Source organism: Candidatus Pelagibacter sp. HIMB1505 (genome assembly GCF_052047915.1).
Lineage (GTDB): Bacteria > Pseudomonadota > Alphaproteobacteria > Pelagibacterales > Pelagibacteraceae > Pelagibacter > Pelagibacter communis_A.
The window spans coordinates 151,649-177,661 of record NZ_JBNAIR010000002.1 but is presented as its reverse complement, the minus strand read 5'-3'; the positions used below and the strand labels follow the sequence as shown (position 1 = coordinate 177,661).

The following is a 26,013-nucleotide window of genomic DNA, read 5'->3' as shown; positions in this document are numbered from 1 at the left end:
GAATTATTAATATCTAATTTTTTAATATTGATTAATGATTTTTTATTTACATTTTTAATCTTAAAATTTTGGTCTATATAAAATTTAAAATCAGAGTCAGAACTAAAAAATAAATTGTTTAAATTTGTATTCAAAAACTCATTATCTATAAATTTTTTAAGTTCATCTTTTTGGAAATTTAGATCTTTATTTTGAATATTACCTTCAACCAAAACATTATTATTCTGCTTTTCAGCTTTAAGTTTTGATATCACTAAATTTTTATTATTTAATGAAAATGTTAAATCTTCTAAATTTAATTCCTTATTGTTAGCTTGAAAAATAAAATTTAATTTACTTATTTTTTTGTTTGATACTGAAAGTTGAGCGTTATTAACCAATCCTTTTATAATAAAATTATCTTTTAAGTTTCCAATTTCATCAAATTCAAATTTTAAATCCGCAACAATATATCCATTATCTAAAATCTGATTAGCAAATAATAACTGATGAGAATCTGTAAACTCTTTAGCTAAAATAATTAAATTTTTAATAGGAATAGATTTAGTTGAAATTAATATTTCATTTAATGCAAACTCATCTTTAAAAATTGACTTTAATGAAATTTGAGTTTTTAAGTTTTCAAGTTGAATAATTTCATTTTTAAATGAAAAGTTGGTTCCTAAAGTTTTTAAATTAATTGTAAGGGTTATTGGGTTTAATTTAACACTAATTTGATTTAATTTTAGATCAAAATTCGAATTGATTTCTTTAACTTTTAAAATTATTTGATTATTAAATTTTTCTGTTTTTACACCTATAGTGCTTAGATAAGTAATACTTAAAATTGTTATTAAAACCAAGCTAATTACTATTCTGTAGATTAATTTTTTCATCTAATTTGATATAAAGATTGTTCTAAAAATTCGTCAATTTCTCCATCTAAAATTTTATCAGGACTTGTGCTTTCATGGTTAGTTCTATTATCTTTAACTAATCTATACGGCTGTAATACATAAGACCTTATTTGATGACCCCATCCTATTTCAGATTTTGTAGCTTCATTATTTTGATTTTGCTGTTCTTTTTTTTTCATTTCAAAATCATATAATCTTGCTCTTAACATATTCATACAAGTTTCTTTATTTTTATGTTGTGATCTTTCATTTTGACATTGAACAACAATTTTTGAAGGCATATGAGTTATCCTAACAGCACTATCAGTAGTGTTAACATGTTGGCCACCTGCTCCACTCGATCGATAAGTATCTATACGCAAATCTTTTTCTAAAATTTCAATATTAATATTTTCATCAACTACTGGATAAACCCAGACACTTGCAAAACTTGTATGTCGTCTAGCACCAGAATCAAATGGTGAGATTCTAACTAATCTGTGAATACCACTTTCATTTTTTAACCAACCAAAAATATAATCTCCTTCAATTTTTAAAGTTGTCGACTTTATGCCAGCTTCATCCCCTTTGTGCTCACTTACTATTTGATATTTAAAATTTTTATTATCTGACCATTTTAAATACATTCTTCTTAACATATCCGCCCAATCCTGGCTTTCTGTTCCTCCTGCTCCAGCATGAATTTCAACATAAGCATCTAATAAATCAGCTTCATTTGATAAAAAACATTTTATTTCAATTTGCTTTGCCGCTACTCTAAGATTAGATATATTTTGGTTCACCTCATTTTGAATTTCCAAATTATTTTCTTCCAATGCTAGTTGATATAAATCATCAAGATCATTAATTTGATTTAGAGATGTTTGATAAGAATTTATTAAATCTTCAAATAATTTTTTTTCTTTTAAAATTTTTTGCGATTTTAATTTATCCTGCCAGAAATTTTCTTCTAAGATTTTATTATTATGATTATTTAACTTAGATTGAATATCATTTTTTTCAAAGATACTCCTTAACTCTATTATTAATTTTTTCTATTTCTTTTTTAAATGTTAAATATTTGTCATCCATTAGTAAAACTTTAATATATTATTAGTATCTAATCTATTATTATTTGAATACAAAATTTTACCATTAGATATATTTTGACTTTTGTAAGACTCTATAATTGTATTCTTAGAATTAAATTTTGCTTTATTGCCAGTATTGGGATCCACAACCATGAGAGTAATATTCTCAGGGACTTTAAAAGGTCTAGCATCAACTTTTTTTACTGCTTTTTTTACAAATTCCTCAAATATTGGTAAGGCTGCTTTAGATCCTGTTTCAAATTTACCAAGTGGTTCTGGATTATCCATACCAACATAAACTCCTATCACTAAATTTGAGGTAAAACCTATAAACCAAGCATCTGTGTTATCATTAGTAGTTCCAGTTTTTCCAGCTAAATTTAATCCAAGTTTTTTTAATTTTTTTCCTGTTCCTCTTTCAACAACACCCTGTAATAAAGATGTCACTTGATATGCCGTTTGAGGGGATAAAATTTGTTTATAATTGTCTACTATTTTTGGAAAATTTTTACCAGTAAATGAAACACTTTCGCAATTTTTACATTTTCTATTTTCATTATTTATGATTGTAATTCCCTCACCGTCTTGAATTCTATCAATTAAAATTGGACTCACTAATTTGCCACCATTTACAAATGATGAATAAGCAGAAGTTAGATTTATTAATGTAGTTTCTGCAGAACCAAGTGATATTGATAAAAGCTCTTCAGGCTTTTCATATATTCCAATATCTTTTGAGAATTGTGTGATCTTATCCATACCAAGATTTTGAGCAATTCTGACTGTCATAAGATTTCTTGATTTTTCTAAACCAACTCTCAATGTTGAAGGACCATAAAATTTTTTACCATAATTTTCAGGCTTCCATTTTTTTAAATCAACACCTTGATCTAAAACAAGTGGCGCATCTAAGACTAATGAAGATGGGGTATATTTATTTTCTAAAGCGAGCGCATAGACAAAAGGTTTAAAAGCTGACCCTGGTTGTCTAAGTGCCTGAGTTGCACGATTAAATTCACTGTTTTTAAAACTGAAGCCTCCACTTAAAGCTAAAACTCTTCCTGTAAATGGATCCATGACTACAGCGCCACCATTTATTTTTGGGAGTTGTTCAAGACTGAAATAATTCTTATCAATTTTTTTTACATATATGATGTCACCAATTTTCAATAAATCTTTAAAATCTTTTTTAGTCCAAGAAATATCCTTATACTCTATTGTCCCTAAAATATTTTTTTCAGTCTCAATTATAGTGTTAAATTGATTTACTTGTTTAACAATTGCTAATTGCCATCCAATTGATTTTTCTAATCTAAATTTTTTTTCAATTTTTTCTAACCAATTATCAGTGTATTCAATATTCTTTAATGGTCCTCTCCAACCTTTTCTTTTGTCATATGCAAGTAATCCATTCCTTAAAGATTGGGTGACTATTTTTTGTAATTCAAGATTAATCGGTGTGTTAATATTATATCCTTGTTTGTAAACTTTTTCATAAGTCAATTGATCAATAATTTTTTTTCTTACATCTTCAATATAATATTGAGAGTCTTCAAAAAAAACTTTTTTTGTTTTTTTTAATTCAATTGGACTATCTTTAAACTGAGCATATTCTTTTTGACTTATAAAATCATTTTCATTTAAATTTTTTAAAACCAAGTCTCTTCTAAATTTTGCAAGGTCTTTATTTCTATAAGGGTTGTATCTGCTTGGTGCTTTGGGTAATGCTGCGAGTAATGCTGCTTCATTATAATTTAATTCTTTAATAGATTTATCAAAATACTCCAGACTAGCAGCTGCCACACCATAGGCACCACTTCCAAGATAAATTTGATTGAGATATAATTCTAATATTCTTTCTTTTGTTAGAGCTCTTTCAATTCTGAATGCCAGTATTGCTTCTTTAATTTTTCTATTAATACTAACTTCATTTGTTAATAAAAAGTTTTTAGCAACTTGTTGAGTTATTGTGGATGCTCCCTCTAATCTTTTAGAATTAATGATATTTTCAATATTATTTATTATTGCTCTCATTAATCCCTTTGCATCAACACCAGGATGAGAGAAGAAATTCTTATCTTCTGCAGATAAAAATGAATTTATTACATTTTTAGGAATTGCATTATAAGGTACAAAAATTCTTTTTTCTTTTGAAAAATCAGCAACTAAATCACCCTCTCCTGAATACATTTTACTTGATACTGGCGGTTTGTAGTTTTTTAAAAACCTATAATCTGGGATACTATTTGAAAAAGTCCATAAAACTATCAAAACAGTTACCAGTGATAGCAATAAAAGACTAGTAGTTATAATTAATGTATTTTTAATTATATTTGTCATTTCATTTCCATTATATAATGGAATTTGTTAAAGATAAGGCATTATTAACAAACAAAATTTTATATAAAAAATTAAAAAATAATGAATCAATTTAATCAAATCATATGGAAAAAAATTTATACATTGATGCTTCGCATCCAAATGAAACTAGAGTTGTTCTTAAATCAGAAAATAATATTGAAGATTACGAATACGAAGGTTTAAAAAATACACTTATTAAAAATAATATCTACTTAGGTAAGGTAAGTAGAATTGAACCTTCTCTACAGGCAGCCTTTGTAGATTTCGGAAGAGATAGACATGGTTTTTTATCATTCAATGATATTCAATCAGATTACTATCAAATTCCAAAAAGTGATTTAGAGATAATTAAGCAACAAGAAGAGCAAGCTAGAGAAGAGCTTTCAAAAGAAATTGAGGCAAAAGAAGAAAAAAATTTAGCTGAGGGTAAACTAGAAATTGATGATCCTTTGGAAGTTGAAAAAGAAACAAATGAAATTCAACAAAGTGAGTTAGCCAATGATAACACTCAAATTGCACTTTCTGAAAACGAAAATTCAGACGAAGTTGTTAACGAAATAACTGAAGGTGAAATTAATAAACCAAAAATAAAGCCTTTTAGATTTAAGAGATATAAAATTCAGGAAGTAATAAAACCAAATCAAGTCATTCTTGTTCAAGTTATCAAAGATGAGAGAGGTCAAAAAGGAGCTGCGCTCAGTACATTCATTTCTATTGCTGGAAAATATATTGTATTAATGCCAAACACCCCTAAAGGCGGCGGTATCTCAAGAAAAATATTTAATCCTGCTGATAGAAAAAAAATTAGATCAATTTTAAATGAAATTGAAATTCCAAAAGAGATGGGCCTGATAGTAAGAACTGCTGGAAGTAATAAGACTAAAAATGAGATTAACCAAGACCTTGAAACTTTAAAAAATACATGGAACCAAATTAAAGATACTGCTTTAAATTCTATTGCTCCCTCTTTAGTTCATCAAGAAAGTGAAATAATAAAAAGAACTCTAAGAGATATGTACGATGAAAATACAAAAAATGTAATCATAGAAGGTAACGAAGGTTATAAAAAAGCTCAAAACTTTATGAAGATGATGATGCCATCACATGTAAAAAAAATTAAGAAATATAGAGGTAAAGTTCCATTATTTATTGAGGAAAATATTGAGCAAAAATTAAATCAAATCTTTGAATCTGAGATCAAATTAAATTCTGGAGGATATTTGGTGATTAATCCAACTGAAGCTCTAGTTTCAATAGATATTAACTCTGGTAGTTCCATAAAACAAAAAAATGTTGAAAGCACAGCACTTGATACAAACTTAGAAGCTGCAGAAGAAATCGCAAGACAAATCAAAATAAGAGATCTTTCAGGTCTAATAATTATCGATTTTATTGATATGCTCAGCTACGGAAATAGAAGAATGGTTGAAAGAAGATTAAAAGAAAAATGTAGAACGGATAGAGCTAGAATACAAATTGGTAGAATTAGTAATTTTGGATTACTAGAAATGTCTAGACAAAGACTTAGAGAAAGTGCAGTTAAATGGAAAGTTGAGCTAACAGATGAGTCATTTGCTCAAAAGCTTTTGAAAATTGTGGAAATAAAATCAGTGCTGAGTAAAGCCAAATTTGTAGAGTTAAAAGTTTGTGAAAAAATCTCTGATTTTTTAAAAGAAAATTTTGTTGACGACTTAACTTACTTTGAAAAAAAAAATAAAATGAAAATTGATATTATAACAGATAATTCACTTATTATTCCTGAGTATATTATTGATCTCAAAAACAAATCCAATAAAACTATTGAATTAGTTGAGCATTATGAAAAATTAAAAAATCTAGAACAGCAAAAAGTAGATGAAAAATTATTAAACAATAAAGAGAATAAAAAATTTCATAAAAAAAAGAATTTTAAAAAAAAATTTTTTAAGAAAAAAACTAAATAATTCCAGCGATAGGAGATGATGGATTTCCCATTATAGATTTTTCTATTCTTCCAGAAAGATAAGATTGTCTTCCAGCAATAACTGCATTTTTAAACGCTTGAGCCATTTCATAAGGTTTTTTTGCCTTGGCTATTGCTGTATTAACTAAAACACCGTCACACCCTAATTCCATCGCTATAGTTGCATCAGAAGCCTGACCAAGACCAGCATCAATTATTAGAGGTAAATTTGTCTGTTTTCTTATTATTTGAACATTAATTTTATTTAAAATTCCCAACCCCGAACCTATTGGCGCTGCTAAAGGCATTATCGCTGAAGCACCAACATTTTCTAAACGTTTAGCCATCAAAGGATCATCATTACAGTAAACCATCACTTTAAATCCTTCTTTAGATAAAACCTCTGTAGATTTTAAAGTCTCTACCATGTCAGGAAAAAGATTTTTTTTATCACCTAGAACTTCAAGTTTTACAAGTTTCCATCCTCCTATTTCTCGAGCTAATCTTAATGTTCTCAAGGCATCCTCTGAGGTAAAACAGCCTGCTGTGTTTGGTAAATATGTAATTTTTTTTGGATCAATGTAATCCATTAACAAAGGCTTATTTTTATCAGAAATATTTACTCTTCTCACGGCAACAGTTACTATATCTGCTCCTGAAAGTTTTATTGCCTTGGCACATTCAGACATGCTTTTATATTTACCTGTACCAACAATAAGCCTTGAATTAAATTTTTTGTTAGCAACTTTAAATTGATCTACCATTGCTATCCACCCCCTATAAAATGTACAATTTCAATCATATCTTTATCTTTTATTTTAATCTTATTAATTCTTTTTTTATCTACTATTTCTTTGTTTAGTTCTATAGCAACTTTATTTAAAGGTATTTTAAAGTCTTTTATAATCCGACTTAAAGATAATCCTTCAACAATTGAAACAATTTTACCATTAATTTTGATTTTTATTTTTTTTATTTTTTTCATTGTGTATAAAAGATGAATGAATAATAAAATAATTATTATCAATGGTCCCAATCTTAATCTATTAGGTGAAAGAGAACAATCACAATATGGGTCAATTACATTTGAAGATCTTAAAAAAAAATGTATTGAAAAAACTAAAGAATTAAAGATCGATGCAGAGTTTTTCCAATCCAATGTTGAAGGAGAAATTGTTAGCAAAATTCAAGATGCTAGAAATAATTTCGATGGAATGATTATTAATGCTGCTGGCTATACTCATACATCCGTAGCTATAAGAGATGCACTTGATGTCTTTAAGAAACCAATTATTGAATTACACATATCTAACATATATAAAAGAGAAGAATTTAGACATAAATCTTTAATAAGTAATATAGTAACTGGAGGAATATTTGGATTAGGTTCAGAGGGTTATATTTTGGCCATAATTTCCTTGGAAAAGATGATTAAAAATGAAAATAGATAAAAATTTAATAAAAGAGTTAAGCGAATATTTAGAAGAATTTAAACTTACAGAGATAGAATTTACTGACAAAGATACAAAAATCAAAGTTTCAAAAAATAATGTATCAATAAACAATCAAGCTACACCAAATGTGCAAAACTCATCGGTTGTCAGAGAAGATCCTGTTAAACAAAACAAATCAACTTCTGGTATTCAAGTTACTTCACCTATAATTGGTACAGCCTACCATGCTCCAGAGCCTGGTGCTAAAAAATTTGTTGAGATTGGAAAAAAAATAAAAAAGGGTGACACTGTTATGATAGTTGAAGCAATGAAAACTATGAATCATGTTCCTTCCACTGCAGATGGAGTTGTAAAGGAAATCTGTGTTGAAGATGGTCAGCCAGTTGAGTTTGGACAAACAATTATAATCCTAGAATAATGTTTAAAAAGATTCTAATTGCAAACCGTGGGGAAATTGCGGTTAGGGTAATAAGAGCTTGTAAAGAATGGGGTATAGCAACTGTTGCTGTTCACTCAGATGTCGACAGAGACAGCATGCATGTAAGAATGGCAGATGAAAGTGTTTGTATTGGATCACATCAACCTGCAAATAGCTATCTAAATATCCCAAATTTGATGTCAGCAATAGAAATTACAAATGCTGAGGCTGTACACCCCGGTTATGGTTTCCTATCAGAAAATGCAAATTTTGCAAAAGTGCTTGAAGAAAATAATATTAAATTTATTGGGGCTTCATCAAAATTAATTGAAATGATGGGAGATAAAATCCAGGCAAAAAAAATAGCTAAAGAAAATGGGTTACCTGTTATTGAGGGATCCGAAGGTGGAGTTAGAGATGTTAAAGAAGCAAAAGAGCTATGTAAAAAAATTGGCTTTCCAGTTTTAATAAAAGCATCTGCGGGTGGTGGTGGAAAAGGCATGAAAATAGTTCAAAAAGAAGAAGATTTTGAAACTATGTTTTCAACAGCAAAATCTGAGGCACTTAAATATTTTGGAAACGATGAAATTTATCTAGAAAAATTTTTCCAAAACCCAAGACACATAGAAGTGCAAGTTTTAGCTGGTAAAAATAGAACAGTACATTTACATGAAAGAGATTGTTCAGTTCAAAGGAGACATCAAAAACTTATAGAAGAAACACCAAGTCCAGTTTTAAATGACGAAATCAGAAAAGATCTTTTTGAACGAACTGTTAAAATGGTAAGTAAAATTGGTTATGAAGGCGCTGGAACAGTAGAATTTATATATGAAGATGGAAAATTCTATTTTTTAGAAATGAACACAAGAGTTCAAGTAGAGCATCCCGTATCTGAGATGGTTTCAGGTATAGATATAATTAAAGAGCAAATTTGGATAGCATATACTGGAGAAACAGCTCTAAAACAGTCAGACATCAATCCTAGAGGACATGCAATAGAATGTAGAATTAACGCTGAAGATCCAAGCAAAAATTTCCAACCATCGCCGGGCATTATTAGTATGTGCCATCAACCATCAGGTTTTAGAACAAGAGTGGATGGTGCAATTTTCCAAGGTTATAAAGTAACTCCATTTTATGATAGTATGGTTTGTAAGCTGATATGCCATGGTAGAAATAGGACAGAAGCAATTCAACGAATGAACAGATCACTTGATGAATTTGTTATAGAAGGAATTACAACTACTATCCCTTTACATAAAAAACTATTAAATCATAAAAAATTTATAGATTCAGATTTTAATGTTAGCTGGTTAGATAAAGAAAAAATAATTTAATAACAATTAACCAACCAAATATCATAAACAGGGTGATCAAAGGGTGCAATTGATGGGCTTGAAGAAAACATCCATCCGTTAAATACATATACTTTATCATTATTAATTTTTGTTAAATCTCTTACTTGAATATAGGCTTTTACTTCAGGATTATCATCAAGCTCTGAGTTAGTACATTTCATTACTTTAATTGCTAAATCTTTATAAATAATCTCTTCACCAATTATTAAATCTATCAGTTCATTTTTAGAACTAATTTTATCTAAAATTTTAATATCAGTATTTTTACCTAAAAAATTTTCAATTGATTGAGCGTAAGATGATTGAGAAAAAATAATACAAAATATAAAGCTAATTAGAAGTTTATTCAGATTTCCAACTTTTATATTTTTTATTAATGGCATTTTCTTTATTTTTGTTAGGATAATAGGCTTGTTCGGTGCCAGTGGGATTTGGCTGATGTGGTTTTTGCCAATCGTATTTATCTAATTCATGTTTTTTTTCAATCTTATTAGGTGTGAAGTGCATCCAAGAATACCACTCGACTGGAATTTTTGATGCATCAATTTCATCTGCATAAATCACCCATCGTTTTCCATTTTTGCTCTCATAATATTTATTTCCAAAAGAATCTGAACCAGCAAACTTTCCAAATAAAATAGTTTTTAATCTAGTGCCAAAAGTATCAACATTCCACCAAGTGAAAATTTTTTTAAAAATTGTCAGCATGTTTAAAGTTTTATATTCAATTGTTAATTGTATAAATTAAATTAGACTAAAATTTGGAATTGTATATAAATCAATTGATTCATTAATCAAAATAAAATTTAAATTTGGGGTAAAATGGCAAAATATCTAGTTGAAACTTACTATACATGTACATTCAAGGTTAATCATTATCTTGATGAGATAAACGAGACTGAATTAAAAAATCTTGAAAAAAGAGATGATGGAAAATTTGAAGTTTTAGATGTCAAACTTGATAACAGAAAAACAAAAAATTTAGATCCAAATAATAACAAGGTCATAGATAAAAAAATCGACCTAATTCCATCTAATAAAGAGAATAAAACTGAAAATATTGAAAAAAATGTAAATCAAATTTTAACTAAAACTGAAAAATCTGGAAAAAGATTTGGCATGCCTGATAGACGTAAAGGTTATATCCAAAAAGCTACAATTGGAGATCATAAAGTTTATCTTCATACTGGTGAATACGAAGATGGTAAAATTGGAGAGATATTTATAGACACTAGCAAAGAAGGAGAATTAGTGAAAGCTTTAATGAATAATTTTGCAATTGCTGTATCTCTTGGTCTACAATATGGAGTGCCACTAGACGAGTTCATAAGTGCTTTTGTTGGTACAAAATTTGAACCTTCAGGAAAAGTCCATGGTAATGATAGAATTTTGAGTGCCACTTCAATTCTTGATTATATTTTTAGAGAATTAGCTATTTCATATCAAAATAGAGAGGATTTAGCTCATACTCCGTCAATTGGTGGAACTGATAATGCTATACAAGAAGACATGAATTCAGAGGATCAAAATCAATTATTGAAAATAGTAAAAGATATTACTAGCAAAGGTTTTGTGAGAAATAATTACAAGAAAAATCTTGTTGATCTTTCAGATGTTAAAATAAGTTTAAAAGGAAAAAAATAATTATTTTTTAGTTTTTAAGCTAATACTCAATTCTTTTAATTGTTTTTCATTAACCTCTGATGGTGCATTCATCATTAGATCTTGAGCATTTTGATTCATTGGGAACATTGTAACTTCTCTAATGTTTTTTTCATTAGCAAGTAACATAACTATTCTGTCAATTCCTGGTGCTATACCACCATGTGGAGGTGCACCATAACTTAATGCATTAATCATTCCACTAAATTTCTCATCAACAACTGCTTTGTCATATCCTGCTATAGAGAAAAGTTTATACATTAATTCTGGTATATGATTTCTTATAGCGCCTGACGATAACTCAATACCATTACAAACAATGTCATATTGATAAGCTAATATATCTAAAGGTTTATCAAAATTTATTTGATCAATTTCACCTTGCGGCATTGAAAATGGATTATGACTAAATTCAATTTTATTAGTCATCTCATCTTTTTCAAACATTGGATAATCAACCACCCAGCAAAAAGCAAAAATATTATCATCTATTAAATCAAGATCTTTTGCAATTTTAGTTCTTGCTAAAGAAGTAATTTTTTCAAGTTCCTGTTGTTTAGAACAGGCTAAAAATATACTATCACCTATATCAGCTCCAGTTAATTTCATAATTTCCTCTAAAGATTCTGATGAGAAAAATTTTCCAACTGGTCCTTTTCCAGATATGATTTCATCTTTCTCGAAAGTAAAATAAGCAAGCCCAGATGCACCCTGCTCTTTTGCCCATTTATCAATATTATCAAAAAAACTTCTTGGTTTATCTTTTGTATTTTTTGTTACGATACATCTCACTCTAGAACCTGATTTGACAAGTTTTTTAAAAATTTCGAATTTAACATCATCTCTTGAAAAAATTTCGGTAATATCATTTATAATTAGAGGGTTCCTTAAATCAGGTTTATCAGATCCATATTTTAACATTGCTTCTTTGTATGTAATCCTTGGGAATTTATCAAAGAGTAACTTTTTTTTTGAAAATTCTTTAAAAGTATTAACCATTAATTTTTCAACAACGTTAAAAACATCCTCCTGTTCTACAAAAGACATTTCTAAATCTAATTGATAAAATTCTCCTGGACTTCTATCAGCTCTAGCGTCTTCATCTCTAAAACATGGGGCAATTTGAAAATACTTATCGAACCCTGAAACCATAATTAGTTGTTTAAATTGTTGAGGAGCTTGTGGTAAAGCGTAAAATTTTCCTGGGTTTAATCTGCTTGGCACCAAAAAATCTCTTGCTCCTTCAGGACTTGAGGAAGTTAATATAGGAGTTTGAAATTCTAAAAAACCTAACTTACCCATTTCATTTCTGATAAATGAAATAACTTTTGATCTTAAAATAATATTTTCATGAATTTTTTTTCTTCTAAGATCTAGAAATCTGTACTTTAATCTAATATCTTCTGCATATTCTTGATCACTAAAAACTGGCAATGGTAGTTCTTTACAAGTACCAAGCACTTTGAAATTTTGTATAACTACTTCGATCTCTCCTGAAGCAATTTCCTTATTTATTGTTTCTTCTGACCTATTAACTACTTTGCCCTCAATTCTAACAACCGTTTCTAACTGAGTTTTTTCTAATTGTTTAAAATGTGAGTTTTCTTTATCTATAATACATTGGGTTACGCCATAATTATCTCTAAGGTCTATGAAAAGTAAATTTCCATGATCTCTTTTCTTATTGATCCACCCAGAAAGGACAGCATTATTATTTACATGTTCTTTTCTTAACTCATTACAGTTATGTGTGCGATATTTATTGCTCAATTAATCTCCCAAAACTTCTCTAATCAGCCTAAAATCAATTGGTTTTCTTTTTTTTAAACTAAGTTCGTCAATCTTATATATGAAATTGGATATATTGCCATACGATCTATCTATTCTTTTAATAATGAAATTTATAAGCTTTTCATCAATTGATATTTGTCGATCAGATAAATTTTTCAAGATTAAAGCAAACAATAATTCATCATCAGGCTTATCAATTATTTGTATCAAAAAATTTTTTGTTCTTGATTTTAAATCTACTAATGAAAAATCAATACTTGTAATAGGTTTTTGAGATGTAGCTATAATATATTTATTGTCGATATCTATAATATTAAATAAACTATAAATTAATTTTTCATCTATATTTTCATCTAAATCTTCTAATATTATATTTTCATAAATCTTAATTTCGTTAAGATTTTCATCATTTAATGATTTTGCATTTAATTTAAAGCCTTTAAATTTTTTTAAAAAAATATTGATAAGATGGGTTTTTCCAGAATATTTATCACCAACAATATTTAAAAAATTTTTTTCCCATTTGGGCCAACTATTTATGGTGTCAAAAACACTTTTATTGCTTGTAGATACATAAAAATCTTCATCTTTAAAATTTTTTTCATAATCAAACTTAATAATTAATTGATTTAAATCTGTCATTTCAATATCCAAACTTTATTTTGTGTATCAAAATTAATGTTTTGTTCTTGCATAATATTTATAAAGTTTTTTCGTGTTCCATTAAATATAAGTTCATAAATTATAAAATCTTTATTAAAACTAATTATTGAAAAATTATTTACTAAATCTATCTCATTTAATATTTCTTCAAATTTTGATGATAGGTCATAATTTTTACCATCTAGTTGAATTGAAATTGGTAGCTTAATAGATGTATTGATAATATTTTGTTCTTTCCAAAAATCCTCATAAATAATCTTCAGTTCATAGATTATTTTTTTTAATTCACTATCATTCTTAAGATTTATATTATTAAAGGAATTGCTTTTAATTACTTTATTATTTTTAATATCAATTTTAGATAAGACCTTAATTTCTTTTTCATCTTTGAAAAATATAGCAACAATTGAATTCTGCATTGAATATTTTTTTATAATATTTTCAAAATTATAATTTTCTATCTCTGAATAATTTTTTCTAATCAAATTTAAGTCTTCTAAATCTTCTGTGGGTAAAATATAGTTTACTAAAAAATTTTTATTATCTATAGAATTCCAATTATCATAAAATGAGTTATTAGAATAAATTAAAATATCATCATTTGCTTGTTCTAAAAGTATTGGAAAAAATAAAAAATTTTCCTCTTTGATTTCAGATGGAAAAACATTTTTTGAACTGAGGTATTCAAATATTTTTTTTTTATTAAACGAAACTCCAATTTTTAAATTGTATGTCTTATTAATAAATTTTTCCTCTTCAATAGTAAATGTTTCAATCATACTTTTAATTTGATTGAGATTATTACTTTTCACTTCATTTAGATTTTTTGATTGAACTAATTTAGTCATTAATTCATTAAATGCCTCTTGGAAACCTTCGTTTATGAGGTTTTCTTTATTAAAATCATTCTCAAGTTTTTCTTTAATTTCAATGTCGTTAATAAAAAATTCTTTAGCTTTACTTGTGGAAAAAAAAGATAAATTTAAGGCTAGAATTAAAAAAAAAATATATAAATGTTTCTGATAATACATCTTTAAAATATAATAATGATTAACAAAAGCTTTACTTATAAAAAGAGTGGCGTCAATATTGAAGCAGCTGATAAATTTGTTAATTTCATTTCAAAGATCTCATCAAAAAAAAAAGGTGAAAAAAAGTTTAATAATATTGGTGGGTTTGGCTCAATTTCAGATATACCAAAAGGTATAAATAAACCCAAAATTGTTGCCTGCACTGATGGTGTAGGAACTAAAGTAGAAATAGCAAATTTATTGAATAAATATGATACTCTGGGCATAGATCTTGTTGCAATGAGTGTTAATGATTTAATAGTTCAAGGTGCAAAACCAATTTTATTCTTAGATTATATCTCACTAAATAAAATCATTCTCAGCAAACTTAAATCTATAATTAAAGGAATTAAAAAAGGTTGTGAAATAGCTAATTGTGAACTTGTGGGTGGGGAAACAGCTGAAATGCCAGGCACGTATGAAAAAGGCAAATTTGATATAGCTGGATTTGCTGTTGGTATTGTAGATCAAGAAAAAATACTTGATAAAAAAAAGATTAAAAATGGAAATTTGATATTAGCAATCCCTTCTTCAGGAATTCATTCCAATGGATACTCGCTAGTGAGACATATCTTGGATAAAAAAAAGATTAATATTAAAAAAAGTAAATTTTTAAAAGTAGAACTCCTTAAACCAACTAAGATTTATGTTGATGAAGTCCTTAAATTAAATAAAAAAAATCTTATCAATGGCTGTGCAAATATAACAGGTGGTGGACTATCTGATAATATAAAAAGAATAATACCAGATGGATTATGTGCAAATATAGATTTAAATAAAGTTAAAACTTTAAAAATATTCAAATGGCTAAAAAAAAATAATATTTCAGATAAAGAAATGTTAAAAACTTTTAATTGTGGTGTTGGTTTTTGCCTAATAGTAGATCAAAAAAAATTGAATAAAGTAAACAGATTTTTTTCTAGAGAATTTGAACCCTATGTTATTGGAAAAATAACTAGAGATAAAAGAAAAGTAAAATTAAATGCCCAAATCAACTGGGATTAAAAATTTTAATATTGCAGTATTTATTTCTGGTACTGGCTCAAATTTTATAAACTTAATTGAGCATTCTTTAAAAAAAGATTCAAAATACAAAATTAAGTTGGTAATTTCAAATAATCTAAATGCAAAAGGATTAAAGTATGCAAAAAAGTATAAAATTAAAAAAAAAATAATAAATTATAAAGATATAATAAATTCAGAAAAAAATATTCTAAACGAATTAGATAAAAACAATATTCAAATTGTTTGCTTGGCAGGGTTTATGAAAATTTTGACTGCAAATTTTATTAAAAAATTTAAAGGTAAAATAATTAACATACATCCCTCTTTACTACCAAAATACAAAGGCCTTAATACTCATCAAAGAGTACTAGATAATAATGAAAATTATTCTGGTTGCACTGTGCACTATGTTAATTCAAAACTTGATGCAGGAAAAATTATTCTACAAAAAAAGGTAAAAATTTTTAAAAATGACACAAGTGAAAAACTCTCAAAAAGAATTTTAAAACATGAACATTTACTGTATCCAATAGCTTTAAAAAAAGTAATTTCTAGTCTTTAAATTCTAGTCTTTAAAAAAGAAATCAATCTCTATTTTTGCATTATCTGCACTATCTGATCCATGTACTGAGTTTTTATCTATAGAAATTCCATATTTTTTTCTAATCGTACCTTCATCTGCCTCTTGTGGATTAGTGGCACCCATTAATTCTCTGTTAGCTAGCACAGCATTTTCTTTTTCCAAAACCATTACAACAATTGGCCCTGATGACAAATATGAGCATAAATCATTATAAAATGGCTTTGTTTCATGCACTTTATAAAATTTTTCTGCTTCAGATTTCTCTATTTGAATTTTTTTTTCTTTAATAATTTTGAAACCTTTGTTTTTAAACATTTCTTTTATTTCACTATCTAAATTTCTCTCAACAGCGTCGGGTTTTATTATTGAAAGTGTTTGTTCTATGTTACTCATAATTATCCTCTATTAGTTGATTTAATAATCTTACACCATAACCAGTAGCTCCACCCGAATTTAGCGCTCCACCATATTTTGAAAAAGCCATACCAGCTATATCTAAGTGAGCCCAAGGAGTTTTGTTTAAAATAAACCTTTGTAAAAATTGTGCAGCAGTTGTTGATCCAGCTCCACCAACATAATTAATATTTTGCATGTCAGCTTTTTTTGAATTTATTAATTTATCATAATTTTCATTTAAAGGCATTCTCCAAACTTTTTCGCCTACTTTTTCTCCTGATTTAAATAATTGTTCAGATAATTTATCATCATTACTAAATAAACCTGCATATTCTGAACCAAGGGAAACAATTATTGCACCCGTTAATGTTGCAAGATCTACAATAAATTTTGGCTTATATTTTTTTTCGGTATAAGTTAAAGCATCTGCAAGAACCAATCTTCCTTCGGCATCCGTATTTAAAATCTCTATTGTTTTTCCACTATAAGATTTTACAATATCACCAGGTCTTTGAGCATTACCATCTGGCATATTCTCCACTAATCCAACGACACCAACAGCATTAACTTTTGCTTTTCTTAGTGCTAAAGTTTTCATCAAACCAACAACAACAGCTGATCCTGCCATATCATAAGTCATGTCTTCCATAAATTTAGCTGGCTTCAAGGATATCCCACCAGTATCAAAGCAAACACCTTTTCCAACAAATGCAAGTGGTTTGATTTTTTTATTTGAACCATTCCATTCAATTGTTGCTAAATAAGATCCTCTAATACTTCCTTGACCAACACCAAGTAGAGCATTCATGCCTAATTTTTTTAATTTTGTTTTATCGAATATACTAATCTTTAAACCTAATTTTTTTAATGAATTGATTCTTCTTATATATTCATCTGGGTGTAGTATGTTTCCTGGCTCTGAGACTAAATCTTTAGTAAAGACTAAACCTTCATGTAAAGCATTATATCTTATATTATTTTTATAAAAATCTTTTTTAAATTTTTCATTTATAAATACATTAAATCTATTTTGGTTTTTAATGAATGTCTTGTATTTCTTGAACTCATACAATTTTAACTGAATACCATGTAAAAATTCATTTAAAAAAAATTTTCTTTTTTTCAAAATACTATTTAAATTTTTTTTAATTAATTGAAATTCAAATATTTGATTTTTTTTTATAAATTCTACAAATTTTGCACCAAGTTTTTCATTGGTTAAATCTATTTGTAAATTTTCTAGTTTAGCTGCTATAATTTTACTATCAGCACTTAAATCCAATTTTATGAATCGATTTTTATTTTTCTTATTTGCATGAAGAAATTTCTTTATAACTAAACTATTTGGACTAGAGGTTGATAGGTCTCCTAAAATTTCAAAATTTTTATTACAGAATACTAAGAGAGCCTTTTTTTTGCTAGATTTAGTGAAATTAACGCTCAATGACATATTGGTTATAATAAATAAAAAATGAATTTTTCTATATATTAGGTTATATGATGTTTTCAATAAAAAAATGATATTTAATAAGCTTTTTAAAGATATCCTAAAATTTTTTATTATAGCAATTTTTCTAATTGGTTTAATTGTATGGACACTACAGGCGATTAACTATTTTGATTTTGTGACAGAAGATGGGCATGGATTAAAAGTATATTTTTTGTACACTTTATTAAATTTCCCAAAAATAATTCATAGAATACTTCCATTTATTTTTTTTATAACTTTATTCTACATAATCATTAATTATGAAATGCGAAATGAGTTAAATATTTTTTGGTTTAATGGAATATCCAAAATTAAATTTGCAAATAAAATTATTATATTGTCCTTATTTTTAATGTTTTTTCAAATATTTATGGGTTCTTATTTATCGCCAAAATCACAACTTCAGGCTAGAACTTATTTAAAAAACTCAGACATAAATTTTTTTTCTTCTCTAATAAAGGAAGGAAAGTTTATAAACATAATCAAAGATCTTACAATTTTTATAGAAAGTAAAAATGAAGATGGCACATTCAACAATATTTTTATCGATGATACGACAAAAATTCAGAAAAGAATGATTTATGCAAAAGAAGGTTATATTTTGAGCAATATTAATAACAAGATATTTAAACTTTCCAAAGGTAAAGTTATTAATATTGAGAACAATAATACGACAACATTTGAATTTAGTGAGATAGATTTTAACTTAAGTAATTTCTCATCAAACACAATAACAGTTCCTAAAATTCAAGAGATTAATTCAACAAAACTATTAAGTTGCTTCTTTGATTTTCAAATACCTGAGTTTGATACTTTTAAATGTGATAAAAAGATCAATAGTGAAATTATGAGAGAATTATTAAAAAGGTTTGTTAAGCCTTTTTATATTCCTTTAATTGCAATTATTTGTTGTTTCGTCATTGTATCATCTAAAAATAAAATTAATTTCAAGAAAAATAATTACATAGTTTTTTTTGTAATTTTTATAGTTATACTTTTCTCAGAGGCTTTGGTAAGATACTTTTCTGAAACTTTTTTCCATTTTTTTATTTATTTAATTATACCGTTGATAAGTTTTACAATGTCATATGTATTTTTCTTTACAAGAGTAAAACATGCTTAAAACCTATCAAAAATTTATAATTAAAGATTTTATTATTAAATATCTAATCATTTCTATAACTTTTCTATTTTTAATTATCACTCTTGGAATTCTTGAAGAGATTACTTTCTTAAAAAATATTGAAAAAAATTTTTTATTACCTTATTTTCTAACATTTTTAAACGCTCCTATTACTCTTTTTGAAATTTTTCCTTTTATTTTTTTACTTACTACCCAGTATCTATTTTTAGATTTATTTAGAAACGAAGAACTTACTTTGTTAAAAATAAATGGATTAAGTAATATTAAAATTTTAAGTTTATTATTTTTTATTTCTGTTTTAATAGGAATTTTTAATACTACTGTTATTTATAATATTGCATCTAAATTCAAATTTCACTATTCGAATATAAAAAACGAACTCTCAAATGATAATAAATATCTAGCAATGGTTACAGATAGTGGCTTATGGATAAAAGATGAAATTAACGAAAATGTTTTCATTATTAAATCAAACCTAATACAAGGAGATTTCCTTAAGCAAACAATTATTAATGAATTTGATAAAAATTTTGAATTAGTCAGAACAATTCAATCACCGCACATAAATATTACAGATACAAAATGGATAATATTTAATCCTGTGATAACAAAAGATAATATTAAACAAGTAAAAAATTCAAAAATATTATTAGAAACAAACTTCAATAAAGATAAAATTACTAATCTTTTTTCAAATATATCAACACTTGCGATATTAGAACTTTTTGATCTAAAAAGTGATTTTGAAAAATTAGGTTATTCATCAAGAGAAATTGACCTACATTTATTAGAGCTTTTCACATTACCTATTTTTTGTGGAATTTTATCATTAATATCTGGAATTATAATGTTTCAAATTAAAAACCGAGGATCTTCTGTATTCATAATTATATTTGGAATATTGGCTTCTGTTTTAATATATTATATTAATTTTTTATTTATATCTTTAGGCATAAATGGCAAAATACCAGTTTTAGCATCGGTTACATTTCCAATGGTCTTGTTATCATTACTTTCATTAATATTTCTTATTCGGATCAATGAAAAATAAATTTTTTTTAATATTATTCTATTTTTTTCTTTTTAGTGTTTCTGCATTATCTGAAGTTGTTGAGTTTGAAGCTAAAAAAATTGAATTATTTGATAATGAAAAAAAAATTAAAGCAACCAATGGTATGGTATATTCTAAAAGTTCTAAATTAAAAATTTTTTTTGACAATGCTATAATCGATAAAGAAAAAAATACGATAAAAGCCTCTGGTAATGTAAAAATACTAAATGATAAAGATAATATCACAACCAACACTAATGAACTTTTCTACAACAGAGATAATGAAAAAATTATTGCCAAAGGTACAACTGAAATAATTTTAAGTGAAAAAAATTTAACTATAATTTCTAAAGATGTTTTATTTGATAATATCAATAAATTAATTTCTTCAAAAAATAAGTCTAAAATTTTAAATATGAATAATGAGCATGAATATTTGGTTGATGAATTTTTACTTGAAACGAAAAATAATTTATTAAAATTAAAGCAATTAATATTTAAAGATAATGAAAATAATATTTTTGAGAGTTCCTTGGCATTTTTAAATACTGATTCAAATAAATTTTTTGGAAAAGATGTAGTATTAAAATTAGATAATTCTTTACAATCAAATAGCAATGAACCTAGAGTCATGGCGAATAGCTTTGAATATTCAGAAAATAAAAGTAATTTAAATAAAGGAGTTTTTACTAATTGCCAACGAAGAGATGGATGTCCTCCATGGGAAATGTCAGCAAAAAAAGTTGAGTATAATAAAAATGATGAAACGATATATTATGATGATGCAATATTAAGGATTTATGATTTTCCAGTTATGTATTTTCCAAAGTTTTTCCATCCTTCACCGAATGTAAAGAGGCGAACAGGTTTTTTAATGCCCTCAATTAAAAGTTCAACAAATAATGATAGTTTTTTAAGCTTGCCTTATTTTTTTGCAATTGCTGAAAATAGAGATGCTACACTAACACCTCGACTTTATAATGATGATAAAATATTTATCCAAAATGAATTTAGACAAATTAATAAAAATTCTTATCATATTGCAGACTTTAGTTTTTTTTCAAAATTAAATAAAGATACCAACAACCATTTCTTTTATAAATTAGATAAAAATATTGAATTTCAAAAATTTGATAAATCAAACCTTAATTTAAAAATTCAAAGTGTATCTAATGATACATATATTAAAAAAAATAAAATTTTATCAAAATTAATTCAAGACAATAGCTTATTGGAAAACTCATTGAATATGGATTTTTATTCAAACGATTTAACAATTAATGTTAACTCAACCGTTTACGAAAATTTAAATAAAAAGAACAATGATAGATTTGAGTATATTTTGCCTAATATTTCTGCAAAGAAAAAAATAAATAATAAAACTAGATTAAATGGAAATTTCGAATTTGAAACTAAAAACCTGATAAGGTCTTATGATACAAATATTTTAGAAAAATCAAATATAAACAATTTATATTTTAATTCTTTTCAAAAAAATTCTAACAATGGTTTTGTAAATAATTATGAATTTTTATTAAAGAATATCAATTCAGAGGGAAAAAATTCAACAAGATTTAAAGATGAGGAAAACGTATTTTTATCAGGAATTTTTCAATATAACTCCTCTTACCCTCTTATTAAAGATAGAAATACTAGTAGAGAAATATTATTACCAAAAATAGCTTTTAAAGCAGCGCCTGAGCATTCTAAAAAAACAAACAGCTCATCAAGAATTGATATGAGCAATATTTATTCACTTACAAGGTTATCAAATGATGAATTGCTGGAAGGGGGATCGTCACTGACATATGGGGTTAATTACACTAGAACAAACAAAAAAAAATCTAGAGATGTTTATGGTATTAAATTTGCAAATAATCTTAGACTTAATGACAGTAAAAACTTACCCAAAACCAATCAAATAAATCAAAAAACATCAAATTTTTTTGGAGAATTTTACTATGATCCTAATGAATATTTTAATTTGAATTACAATACCTCAGTGAAAAACGATTTATCGTCTATTAGTTACGAGAATTTGAAAACAGAATTTAAACTTGATAAACTTTTAACCACTTTTGATTATTTAAATGAAAATGATGAAAACAATACTTCCTACTTATCAAATAAAACAAAATATAAAATTAATGACTCTAACTTTATAGAATTTTCCACAAGAAAAAATAAATCTAAAGATCTGACTGAATATTATAACTTTATGTACCAATATAAAAATGATTGTTTATCAGCATCAATTGAATACAATAAAGATTTTTATAGTGATCGTGATTTAAAGCCAAATGAAAGTATTTTGTTTAAATTAAGCATAATACCTTTTGGTGAAATCAGTGGACCTGACATATTAAATTAATGAATAATGTAATTAAAACTTTAATAATTTTAATTTGTACTTGTTCATATTTATCATTGGATGTTAAAGCCAATATTTTTATAGATGTTAGGGTAAATGATCAAATAATCACTAATTATGACATCCAAATCGAATCTGCGTATATTAAAATCTTAAATCCTGATCTTCAAAATATAACAAAAAAACAGCTATACAACTTATCAAGAAAAAATCTTATCACTGAGATAATAAAAAAAAGTGAAATTGTAAAATTTGTAAATATAAAACAAAAAAATCCCCTTATAGATAATTATTTTGAAGACTTGTATAAAAGACTCGGGTATCAAAATGAAAATGAATTCCTTTCAATGCTTAAAAATAAAAATAGCTATACAAAAGATCAAATAAAAAATAAAATTAAAATCGAATTAATTTGGAATGAATTAATTTACTCAAAATATAAAAATCAAGTTAAAATAGATAAAAAGAAATTATCCGAAAAAGTCAATTCATTAAACAACAAACTCTATAAAGAATATTTAATATCTGAAATTGTTTTTCGTAAAGTAAAAGATAAAACAATTGAAGATTTAAAATCAGAAATTTTGTTAAGTATTAAAGAAATAGGATTTGAAAATACAGCAAATATTTATAGTATTGCAGAGTCTTCAAAGTTTGGTGGAAAAGTTGGTTGGATTAACGCAAATAATCTTTCAAAAAATTTATTAATAAAAATTGAAAATTTAGAAAATGGTAAAAATACAGATATTATAAAAATAAGTAATAGTTTTATTATTTTAAAAAAAAATGACACAAAAATAAAAGAGTTAAAAATTAATAAAGAAAAAGAGTTAGAGAAACTCATCAATTTTGAAACAAATAGACAATTAGATCAATTTTCAAAAATATATTTTGATAAATCAAAAATTAATTATTTTGTGAATGAAAATTGAGCCCATTATTATAGTTGCTGGCGAACCTAATAGCATATTTTTTGAAATTTTCTTTAAAGTTTTTAAAAAAAATAATTTTAGAAATCCTCTAGTATTAATTTGCTCTAAGAAAACTCTGATGTCGCAAATGACTTTTTTCAAATATAACTTTAACGTTAAAGTCTTAAAAATAAAAAACATAAAATTTTATAATTTAAACAATAAATCTATAAACATAATAGATGTTAAATTTCAGCAGAAAAAAGTTTTTGAAAAAATTTCTAAAAAATCAAATTCATATATAGAAAATTCTTTTTCTATAGCAGTAAAATTAATTAAATCAAATTTTTCTAAAAAACTAATTAACGGTCCAATTTCAAAAAAGACTTTTCTAAATAATAAATTTTATGGGATAACGGAATACTTAAGTTCAAAGTTTAAAGTAAAAAAAACAGTTATGTTAATTTATAACAATAATCTTTCCGTAAGTCCTATAACTACACACTTAAGTATTTCAAAAGTTTCAAAAAAAATTACAAAAAAAAAAATAATCGACAATATCAAACTGATAGATAAGTTTTTTAGATATAGATTTAATTTTAAGCCAAATATAGGTGTTACTGGATTAAATCCTCATTGTGAAGGTAAGACAAATGAAGAAAAAAAGATAATAAAACCAGCAATAAATTTTTTATTAAAAAACAATTTAAAAGTTTTTGGACCATACCCTGCTGACACTATTTTTTTGAATGAAAATAGAAAAAAATTTGACGTAATTGTGGGTATGTATCATGATCAAGTTTTAACACCTATCAAGACTTTATTTGAATATGATGCTATCAATATAACTGTAGGTCTTCCATTCTTAAGATTATCTCCAGATCATGGACCTAACGAAAAAATGATGGGATTAAATAAATCTAGTCCACTTAGTCTTTTGAGAGCTATAACATTTTTAGACAAAAGGTGATTAGAGCTAAAAAAAGTTTAGGTCAAAATTTTTTAATTGACCAAAATGTAATCGATAAAATAACCGACAGTGTAAAAATTGAGAATAAAACTATTTTAGAAGTAGGTCCTGGCACTGGGAATTTAACAAAAAATATTTTAAAAAAAAATCCAAAAAAAGTAATTGTTATTGAAAAAGACAATGACTTATCAAAATTATTAAATAAAAATTTAAATACTGAAGTTAAGATAATAAATGAAGATATTCTTAACTTAGATGAAAACAAATTAGATATTGATATTTTAACAGTTTTTGGGAATTTACCTTATAATATTTCTACAGAAATTTTGTGTAAATGGATTTTGAATATTAAAAAACAAAATTATTGGTTTGATTACCTTGTGCTAATGTTTCAAAAAGAAGTTGCTGATAGAATTATTGCTAAATTTGATACAAAAAATTATGGAAGACTATCAATCTTATCAAACTGGAAACTAGAAATTTCAAAAATTTGTGATGTAAAACCATCTAGTTTTTTCCCTATTCCTAAAATTGATAGTAGCGTGTTAATATTTAAACCAAAGTTAGATTTTTATCCTATTGACAATCCAAAAAATTTAGAAAAATTAACTAGAATATTTTTTATGCATAGACGAAAAATGTTAAAAAAACCTTACAATCAAATGTTTAATGGAAATCTTGAAATAGCAAAAAAACTAAAAATTGATTTAAATTTAAGACCACAAAATTTAAACTTTGAAACTTATTATAAATTATCTAAGGAATATGAGAACTTAAGAAGTTAAACTTTCTACATGATTTCGAATATATTCTGAGTCATAATCTTTTGAGCCATTATTAATTTCTGCATTAATTAAATTTTGAATTTTATCATAACATGTGTCTAGATCATCATTAATAACTACATAATTATAGTTAATCCAATGAAGTACATCTCTTTCAAACTGTTTCATTCTTTCCTCTGCTATAAGTTTATCTTTCATGTCTCTATTTGATAGTCTCTCATATAAAATTTCTTTACTGGGTGGTAGAATGAAGAAAGTAATTAATTTAAAATCTAGATTTTTATTTTTAATTTGATCTGCTCCTTGCCAGTCAATATCAAACAAAACATTTTTGCCTTTGTTAAGATTGTTTATTACTGGAGTTCTTGTAGTGCCATAATAATTATTAAACACTTTAGCATATTCTAAAAATTCTTCGTTTTTAATTAACCTTTTAAATTCCTGATCAGAAACAAAATAGTAGTCTTTGCCAGATAACTCTTTTGGACGAGGTTTTCTAGTAGTATGAGATATAGAAATCTCAAAATTATTTTTTTTTGATAGTAAATTTACTAAGGTAGTTTTTCCAGCTCCAGAAGGAGAAGATAAAATTACCATTATCCCATCATTTGAAGTGGGCATTT

General features: G+C 25.8%; 26 protein-coding genes. 13 read left to right on the top strand and 13 right to left on the bottom strand.

The window, feature by feature from the left end:
* From ACTTAU_RS07270 to ACTTAU_RS07260, 3 genes are all read right to left on the bottom strand, one after another.
* A partial coding sequence (locus ACTTAU_RS07270) for a hypothetical protein (RefSeq protein ID WP_440632954.1) occupies positions 1 to 875 on the bottom strand: 875 nt, incomplete at its 3' end.
* Positions 872 to 1,921 carry a peptide chain release factor 2 gene (prfB, locus tag ACTTAU_RS07265; RefSeq protein ID WP_438306228.1) on the bottom strand — a complete coding sequence of 350 codons (1,050 nt, stop codon included), beginning with the start codon at positions 1,919 to 1,921 and terminating at the stop codon, positions 872 to 874. The genes ACTTAU_RS07270 and prfB, both read right to left, overlap by 4 nt.
* A 45-nt stretch (positions 1,922 to 1,966) precedes the next feature.
* Complete coding sequence (locus tag ACTTAU_RS07260) at positions 1,967 to 4,306, bottom strand: penicillin-binding protein 1A (protein WP_438304079.1); 2,340 nt, start codon at positions 4,304 to 4,306, stop codon at positions 1,967 to 1,969.
* Positions 4,307 to 4,410: 104 nt separating this feature from the next.
* Between ACTTAU_RS07260 and ACTTAU_RS07255 the strand changes: the two genes are divergently transcribed.
* Positions 4,411 to 6,270, top strand: a complete 1,860-nt coding sequence (locus tag ACTTAU_RS07255; protein WP_438304081.1) for an Rne/Rng family ribonuclease — start codon at positions 4,411 to 4,413, stop codon at positions 6,268 to 6,270.
* Here ACTTAU_RS07255 and ACTTAU_RS07250 read toward each other — a convergent pair.
* Together ACTTAU_RS07250 and thiS are read right to left on the bottom strand one after the other, a co-directional pair.
* The gene (locus ACTTAU_RS07250) at positions 6,263 to 7,033 is read right to left on the bottom strand and encodes a thiazole synthase (protein WP_438304082.1); all 771 of its coding nucleotides are present in this window, start codon (positions 7,031 to 7,033) and stop codon (positions 6,263 to 6,265) included. The two genes, ACTTAU_RS07255 and ACTTAU_RS07250, sit on opposite strands and share 8 nt — an antisense overlap.
* Before the next feature lie 2 nt (positions 7,034 to 7,035).
* A complete protein-coding gene (thiS, locus tag ACTTAU_RS07245; protein WP_085114002.1) occupies positions 7,036 to 7,254 on the bottom strand; it encodes a sulfur carrier protein ThiS in 219 nt (72 codons plus the stop codon).
* A gap of 16 nt (positions 7,255 to 7,270) precedes the next feature.
* Here thiS and aroQ point away from each other — a divergent pair, with 16 nt between their 5' ends.
* The 3 genes from aroQ to accC are packed head-to-tail and all read left to right on the top strand — an operon-like array spanning position 7,271 to position 9,478.
* On the top strand, positions 7,271 to 7,720 hold the full coding sequence (gene aroQ / locus ACTTAU_RS07240) for a type II 3-dehydroquinate dehydratase (protein WP_438304084.1): 450 nt from the start codon (positions 7,271 to 7,273) through the stop codon (positions 7,718 to 7,720).
* The gene (locus ACTTAU_RS07235) at positions 7,707 to 8,141 is read left to right on the top strand and encodes an acetyl-CoA carboxylase biotin carboxyl carrier protein (protein ID WP_438304086.1); all 435 of its coding nucleotides are present in this window, start codon (positions 7,707 to 7,709) and stop codon (positions 8,139 to 8,141) included. Before aroQ ends, ACTTAU_RS07235 begins: the two co-directional genes overlap by 14 nt.
* Positions 8,141 to 9,478: an acetyl-CoA carboxylase biotin carboxylase subunit gene (accC, locus tag ACTTAU_RS07230; RefSeq protein ID WP_438304088.1), complete on the top strand. Its 1,338-nt coding sequence runs from the start codon at positions 8,141 to 8,143 to the stop codon at positions 9,476 to 9,478. The genes ACTTAU_RS07235 and accC overlap by 1 nt, the downstream gene beginning before the upstream one ends.
* On the opposite strand, the gene ACTTAU_RS07225 is transcribed toward accC, so the two are convergent.
* Together ACTTAU_RS07225 and ACTTAU_RS07220 are read right to left on the bottom strand one after the other, a co-directional pair.
* Positions 9,475 to 9,882, bottom strand: coding sequence for a DUF2155 domain-containing protein (locus ACTTAU_RS07225; protein WP_438304090.1), 408 nt, complete (start codon positions 9,880 to 9,882; stop codon positions 9,475 to 9,477). The two genes, accC and ACTTAU_RS07225, sit on opposite strands and share 4 nt — an antisense overlap.
* A complete protein-coding gene (locus tag ACTTAU_RS07220) occupies positions 9,842 to 10,207 on the bottom strand; it encodes an NADH-ubiquinone oxidoreductase subunit NDUFA12 family protein (RefSeq protein ID WP_438304092.1) in 366 nt (121 codons plus the stop codon). Before ACTTAU_RS07220 ends, ACTTAU_RS07225 begins: the two co-directional genes overlap by 41 nt.
* Before the next feature lie 114 nt (positions 10,208 to 10,321).
* Between ACTTAU_RS07220 and ACTTAU_RS07215 the strand changes: the two genes are divergently transcribed.
* Positions 10,322 to 11,143, top strand: coding sequence for a TSCPD domain-containing protein (locus ACTTAU_RS07215; protein WP_438304095.1), 822 nt, complete (start codon positions 10,322 to 10,324; stop codon positions 11,141 to 11,143).
* On the opposite strand, the gene aspS is transcribed toward ACTTAU_RS07215, so the two are convergent.
* The 3 genes from aspS to ACTTAU_RS07200 are packed head-to-tail and all read right to left on the bottom strand — an operon-like array spanning position 11,144 to position 14,646.
* On the bottom strand, positions 11,144 to 12,931 hold the full coding sequence (aspS, locus tag ACTTAU_RS07210) for an aspartate--tRNA ligase (protein WP_438304097.1): 1,788 nt from the start codon (positions 12,929 to 12,931) through the stop codon (positions 11,144 to 11,146).
* A complete protein-coding gene (locus ACTTAU_RS07205) occupies positions 12,932 to 13,594 on the bottom strand; it encodes a DNA replication protein (protein ID WP_438304099.1) in 663 nt (220 codons plus the stop codon).
* A complete protein-coding gene (locus tag ACTTAU_RS07200) occupies positions 13,591 to 14,646 on the bottom strand; it encodes a hypothetical protein (RefSeq protein ID WP_438304100.1) in 1,056 nt (351 codons plus the stop codon). Before ACTTAU_RS07200 ends, ACTTAU_RS07205 begins: the two co-directional genes overlap by 4 nt.
* 15 nt (positions 14,647 to 14,661) lie before the next feature.
* Here ACTTAU_RS07200 and purM point away from each other — a divergent pair, with 15 nt between their 5' ends.
* Positions 14,662 to 15,690, top strand: coding sequence for a phosphoribosylformylglycinamidine cyclo-ligase (gene purM, locus ACTTAU_RS07195; protein ID WP_438304103.1), 1,029 nt, complete (start codon positions 14,662 to 14,664; stop codon positions 15,688 to 15,690).
* Positions 15,668 to 16,252: a phosphoribosylglycinamide formyltransferase gene (gene purN / locus ACTTAU_RS07190; protein WP_438304105.1), complete on the top strand. Its 585-nt coding sequence runs from the start codon at positions 15,668 to 15,670 to the stop codon at positions 16,250 to 16,252. The genes purM and purN overlap by 23 nt, the downstream gene beginning before the upstream one ends.
* Positions 16,253 to 16,255: 3 nt before the next feature.
* Here purN and ndk read toward each other — a convergent pair whose 3' ends face one another.
* On the bottom strand, positions 16,256 to 16,666 hold the full coding sequence (ndk, locus tag ACTTAU_RS07185; RefSeq protein ID WP_438304106.1) for a nucleoside-diphosphate kinase: 411 nt from the start codon (positions 16,664 to 16,666) through the stop codon (positions 16,256 to 16,258).
* The gene (locus ACTTAU_RS07180; RefSeq protein ID WP_438304109.1) at positions 16,659 to 18,119 is read right to left on the bottom strand and encodes a leucyl aminopeptidase; all 1,461 of its coding nucleotides are present in this window, start codon (positions 18,117 to 18,119) and stop codon (positions 16,659 to 16,661) included. Before ACTTAU_RS07180 ends, ndk begins: the two co-directional genes overlap by 8 nt.
* Positions 18,120 to 18,186: 67 nt before the next feature.
* Here ACTTAU_RS07180 and ACTTAU_RS07175 point away from each other — a divergent pair, with 67 nt between their 5' ends.
* The 6 genes from ACTTAU_RS07175 to rsmA are packed head-to-tail and all read left to right on the top strand — an operon-like array spanning position 18,187 to position 25,390.
* Positions 18,187 to 19,281 carry an LptF/LptG family permease gene (locus ACTTAU_RS07175; RefSeq protein ID WP_438304111.1) on the top strand — a complete coding sequence of 365 codons (1,095 nt, stop codon included), beginning with the start codon at positions 18,187 to 18,189 and terminating at the stop codon, positions 19,279 to 19,281.
* Positions 19,274 to 20,353 (top strand): LptF/LptG family permease, encoded by a 1,080-nt coding sequence (locus ACTTAU_RS07170; protein WP_438304113.1) that lies wholly within the window; start codon positions 19,274 to 19,276, stop codon positions 20,351 to 20,353. Before ACTTAU_RS07175 ends, ACTTAU_RS07170 begins: the two co-directional genes overlap by 8 nt.
* On the top strand, positions 20,343 to 22,724 hold the full coding sequence (locus ACTTAU_RS07165; RefSeq protein ID WP_438304116.1) for an LPS-assembly protein LptD: 2,382 nt from the start codon (positions 20,343 to 20,345) through the stop codon (positions 22,722 to 22,724). Before ACTTAU_RS07170 ends, ACTTAU_RS07165 begins: the two co-directional genes overlap by 11 nt.
* The gene (locus tag ACTTAU_RS07160) at positions 22,724 to 23,656 is read left to right on the top strand and encodes a peptidylprolyl isomerase (protein WP_438304118.1); all 933 of its coding nucleotides are present in this window, start codon (positions 22,724 to 22,726) and stop codon (positions 23,654 to 23,656) included. The genes ACTTAU_RS07165 and ACTTAU_RS07160 overlap by 1 nt, the downstream gene beginning before the upstream one ends.
* Positions 23,646 to 24,605: a 4-hydroxythreonine-4-phosphate dehydrogenase PdxA gene (locus tag ACTTAU_RS07155; protein WP_438304120.1), complete on the top strand. Its 960-nt coding sequence runs from the start codon at positions 23,646 to 23,648 to the stop codon at positions 24,603 to 24,605. The genes ACTTAU_RS07160 and ACTTAU_RS07155 overlap by 11 nt, the downstream gene beginning before the upstream one ends.
* Positions 24,602 to 25,390 carry a 16S rRNA (adenine(1518)-N(6)/adenine(1519)-N(6))-dimethyltransferase RsmA gene (rsmA, locus tag ACTTAU_RS07150; protein WP_438304122.1) on the top strand — a complete coding sequence of 263 codons (789 nt, stop codon included), beginning with the start codon at positions 24,602 to 24,604 and terminating at the stop codon, positions 25,388 to 25,390. Before ACTTAU_RS07155 ends, rsmA begins: the two co-directional genes overlap by 4 nt.
* On the opposite strand, the gene gmk is transcribed toward rsmA, so the two are convergent.
* A complete protein-coding gene (gene gmk, locus ACTTAU_RS07145) occupies positions 25,379 to 26,011 on the bottom strand; it encodes a guanylate kinase (protein WP_438304124.1) in 633 nt (210 codons plus the stop codon). The two genes, rsmA and gmk, sit on opposite strands and share 12 nt — an antisense overlap.
* Between the last annotated feature and the right edge of the window lie 2 nt (positions 26,012 to 26,013).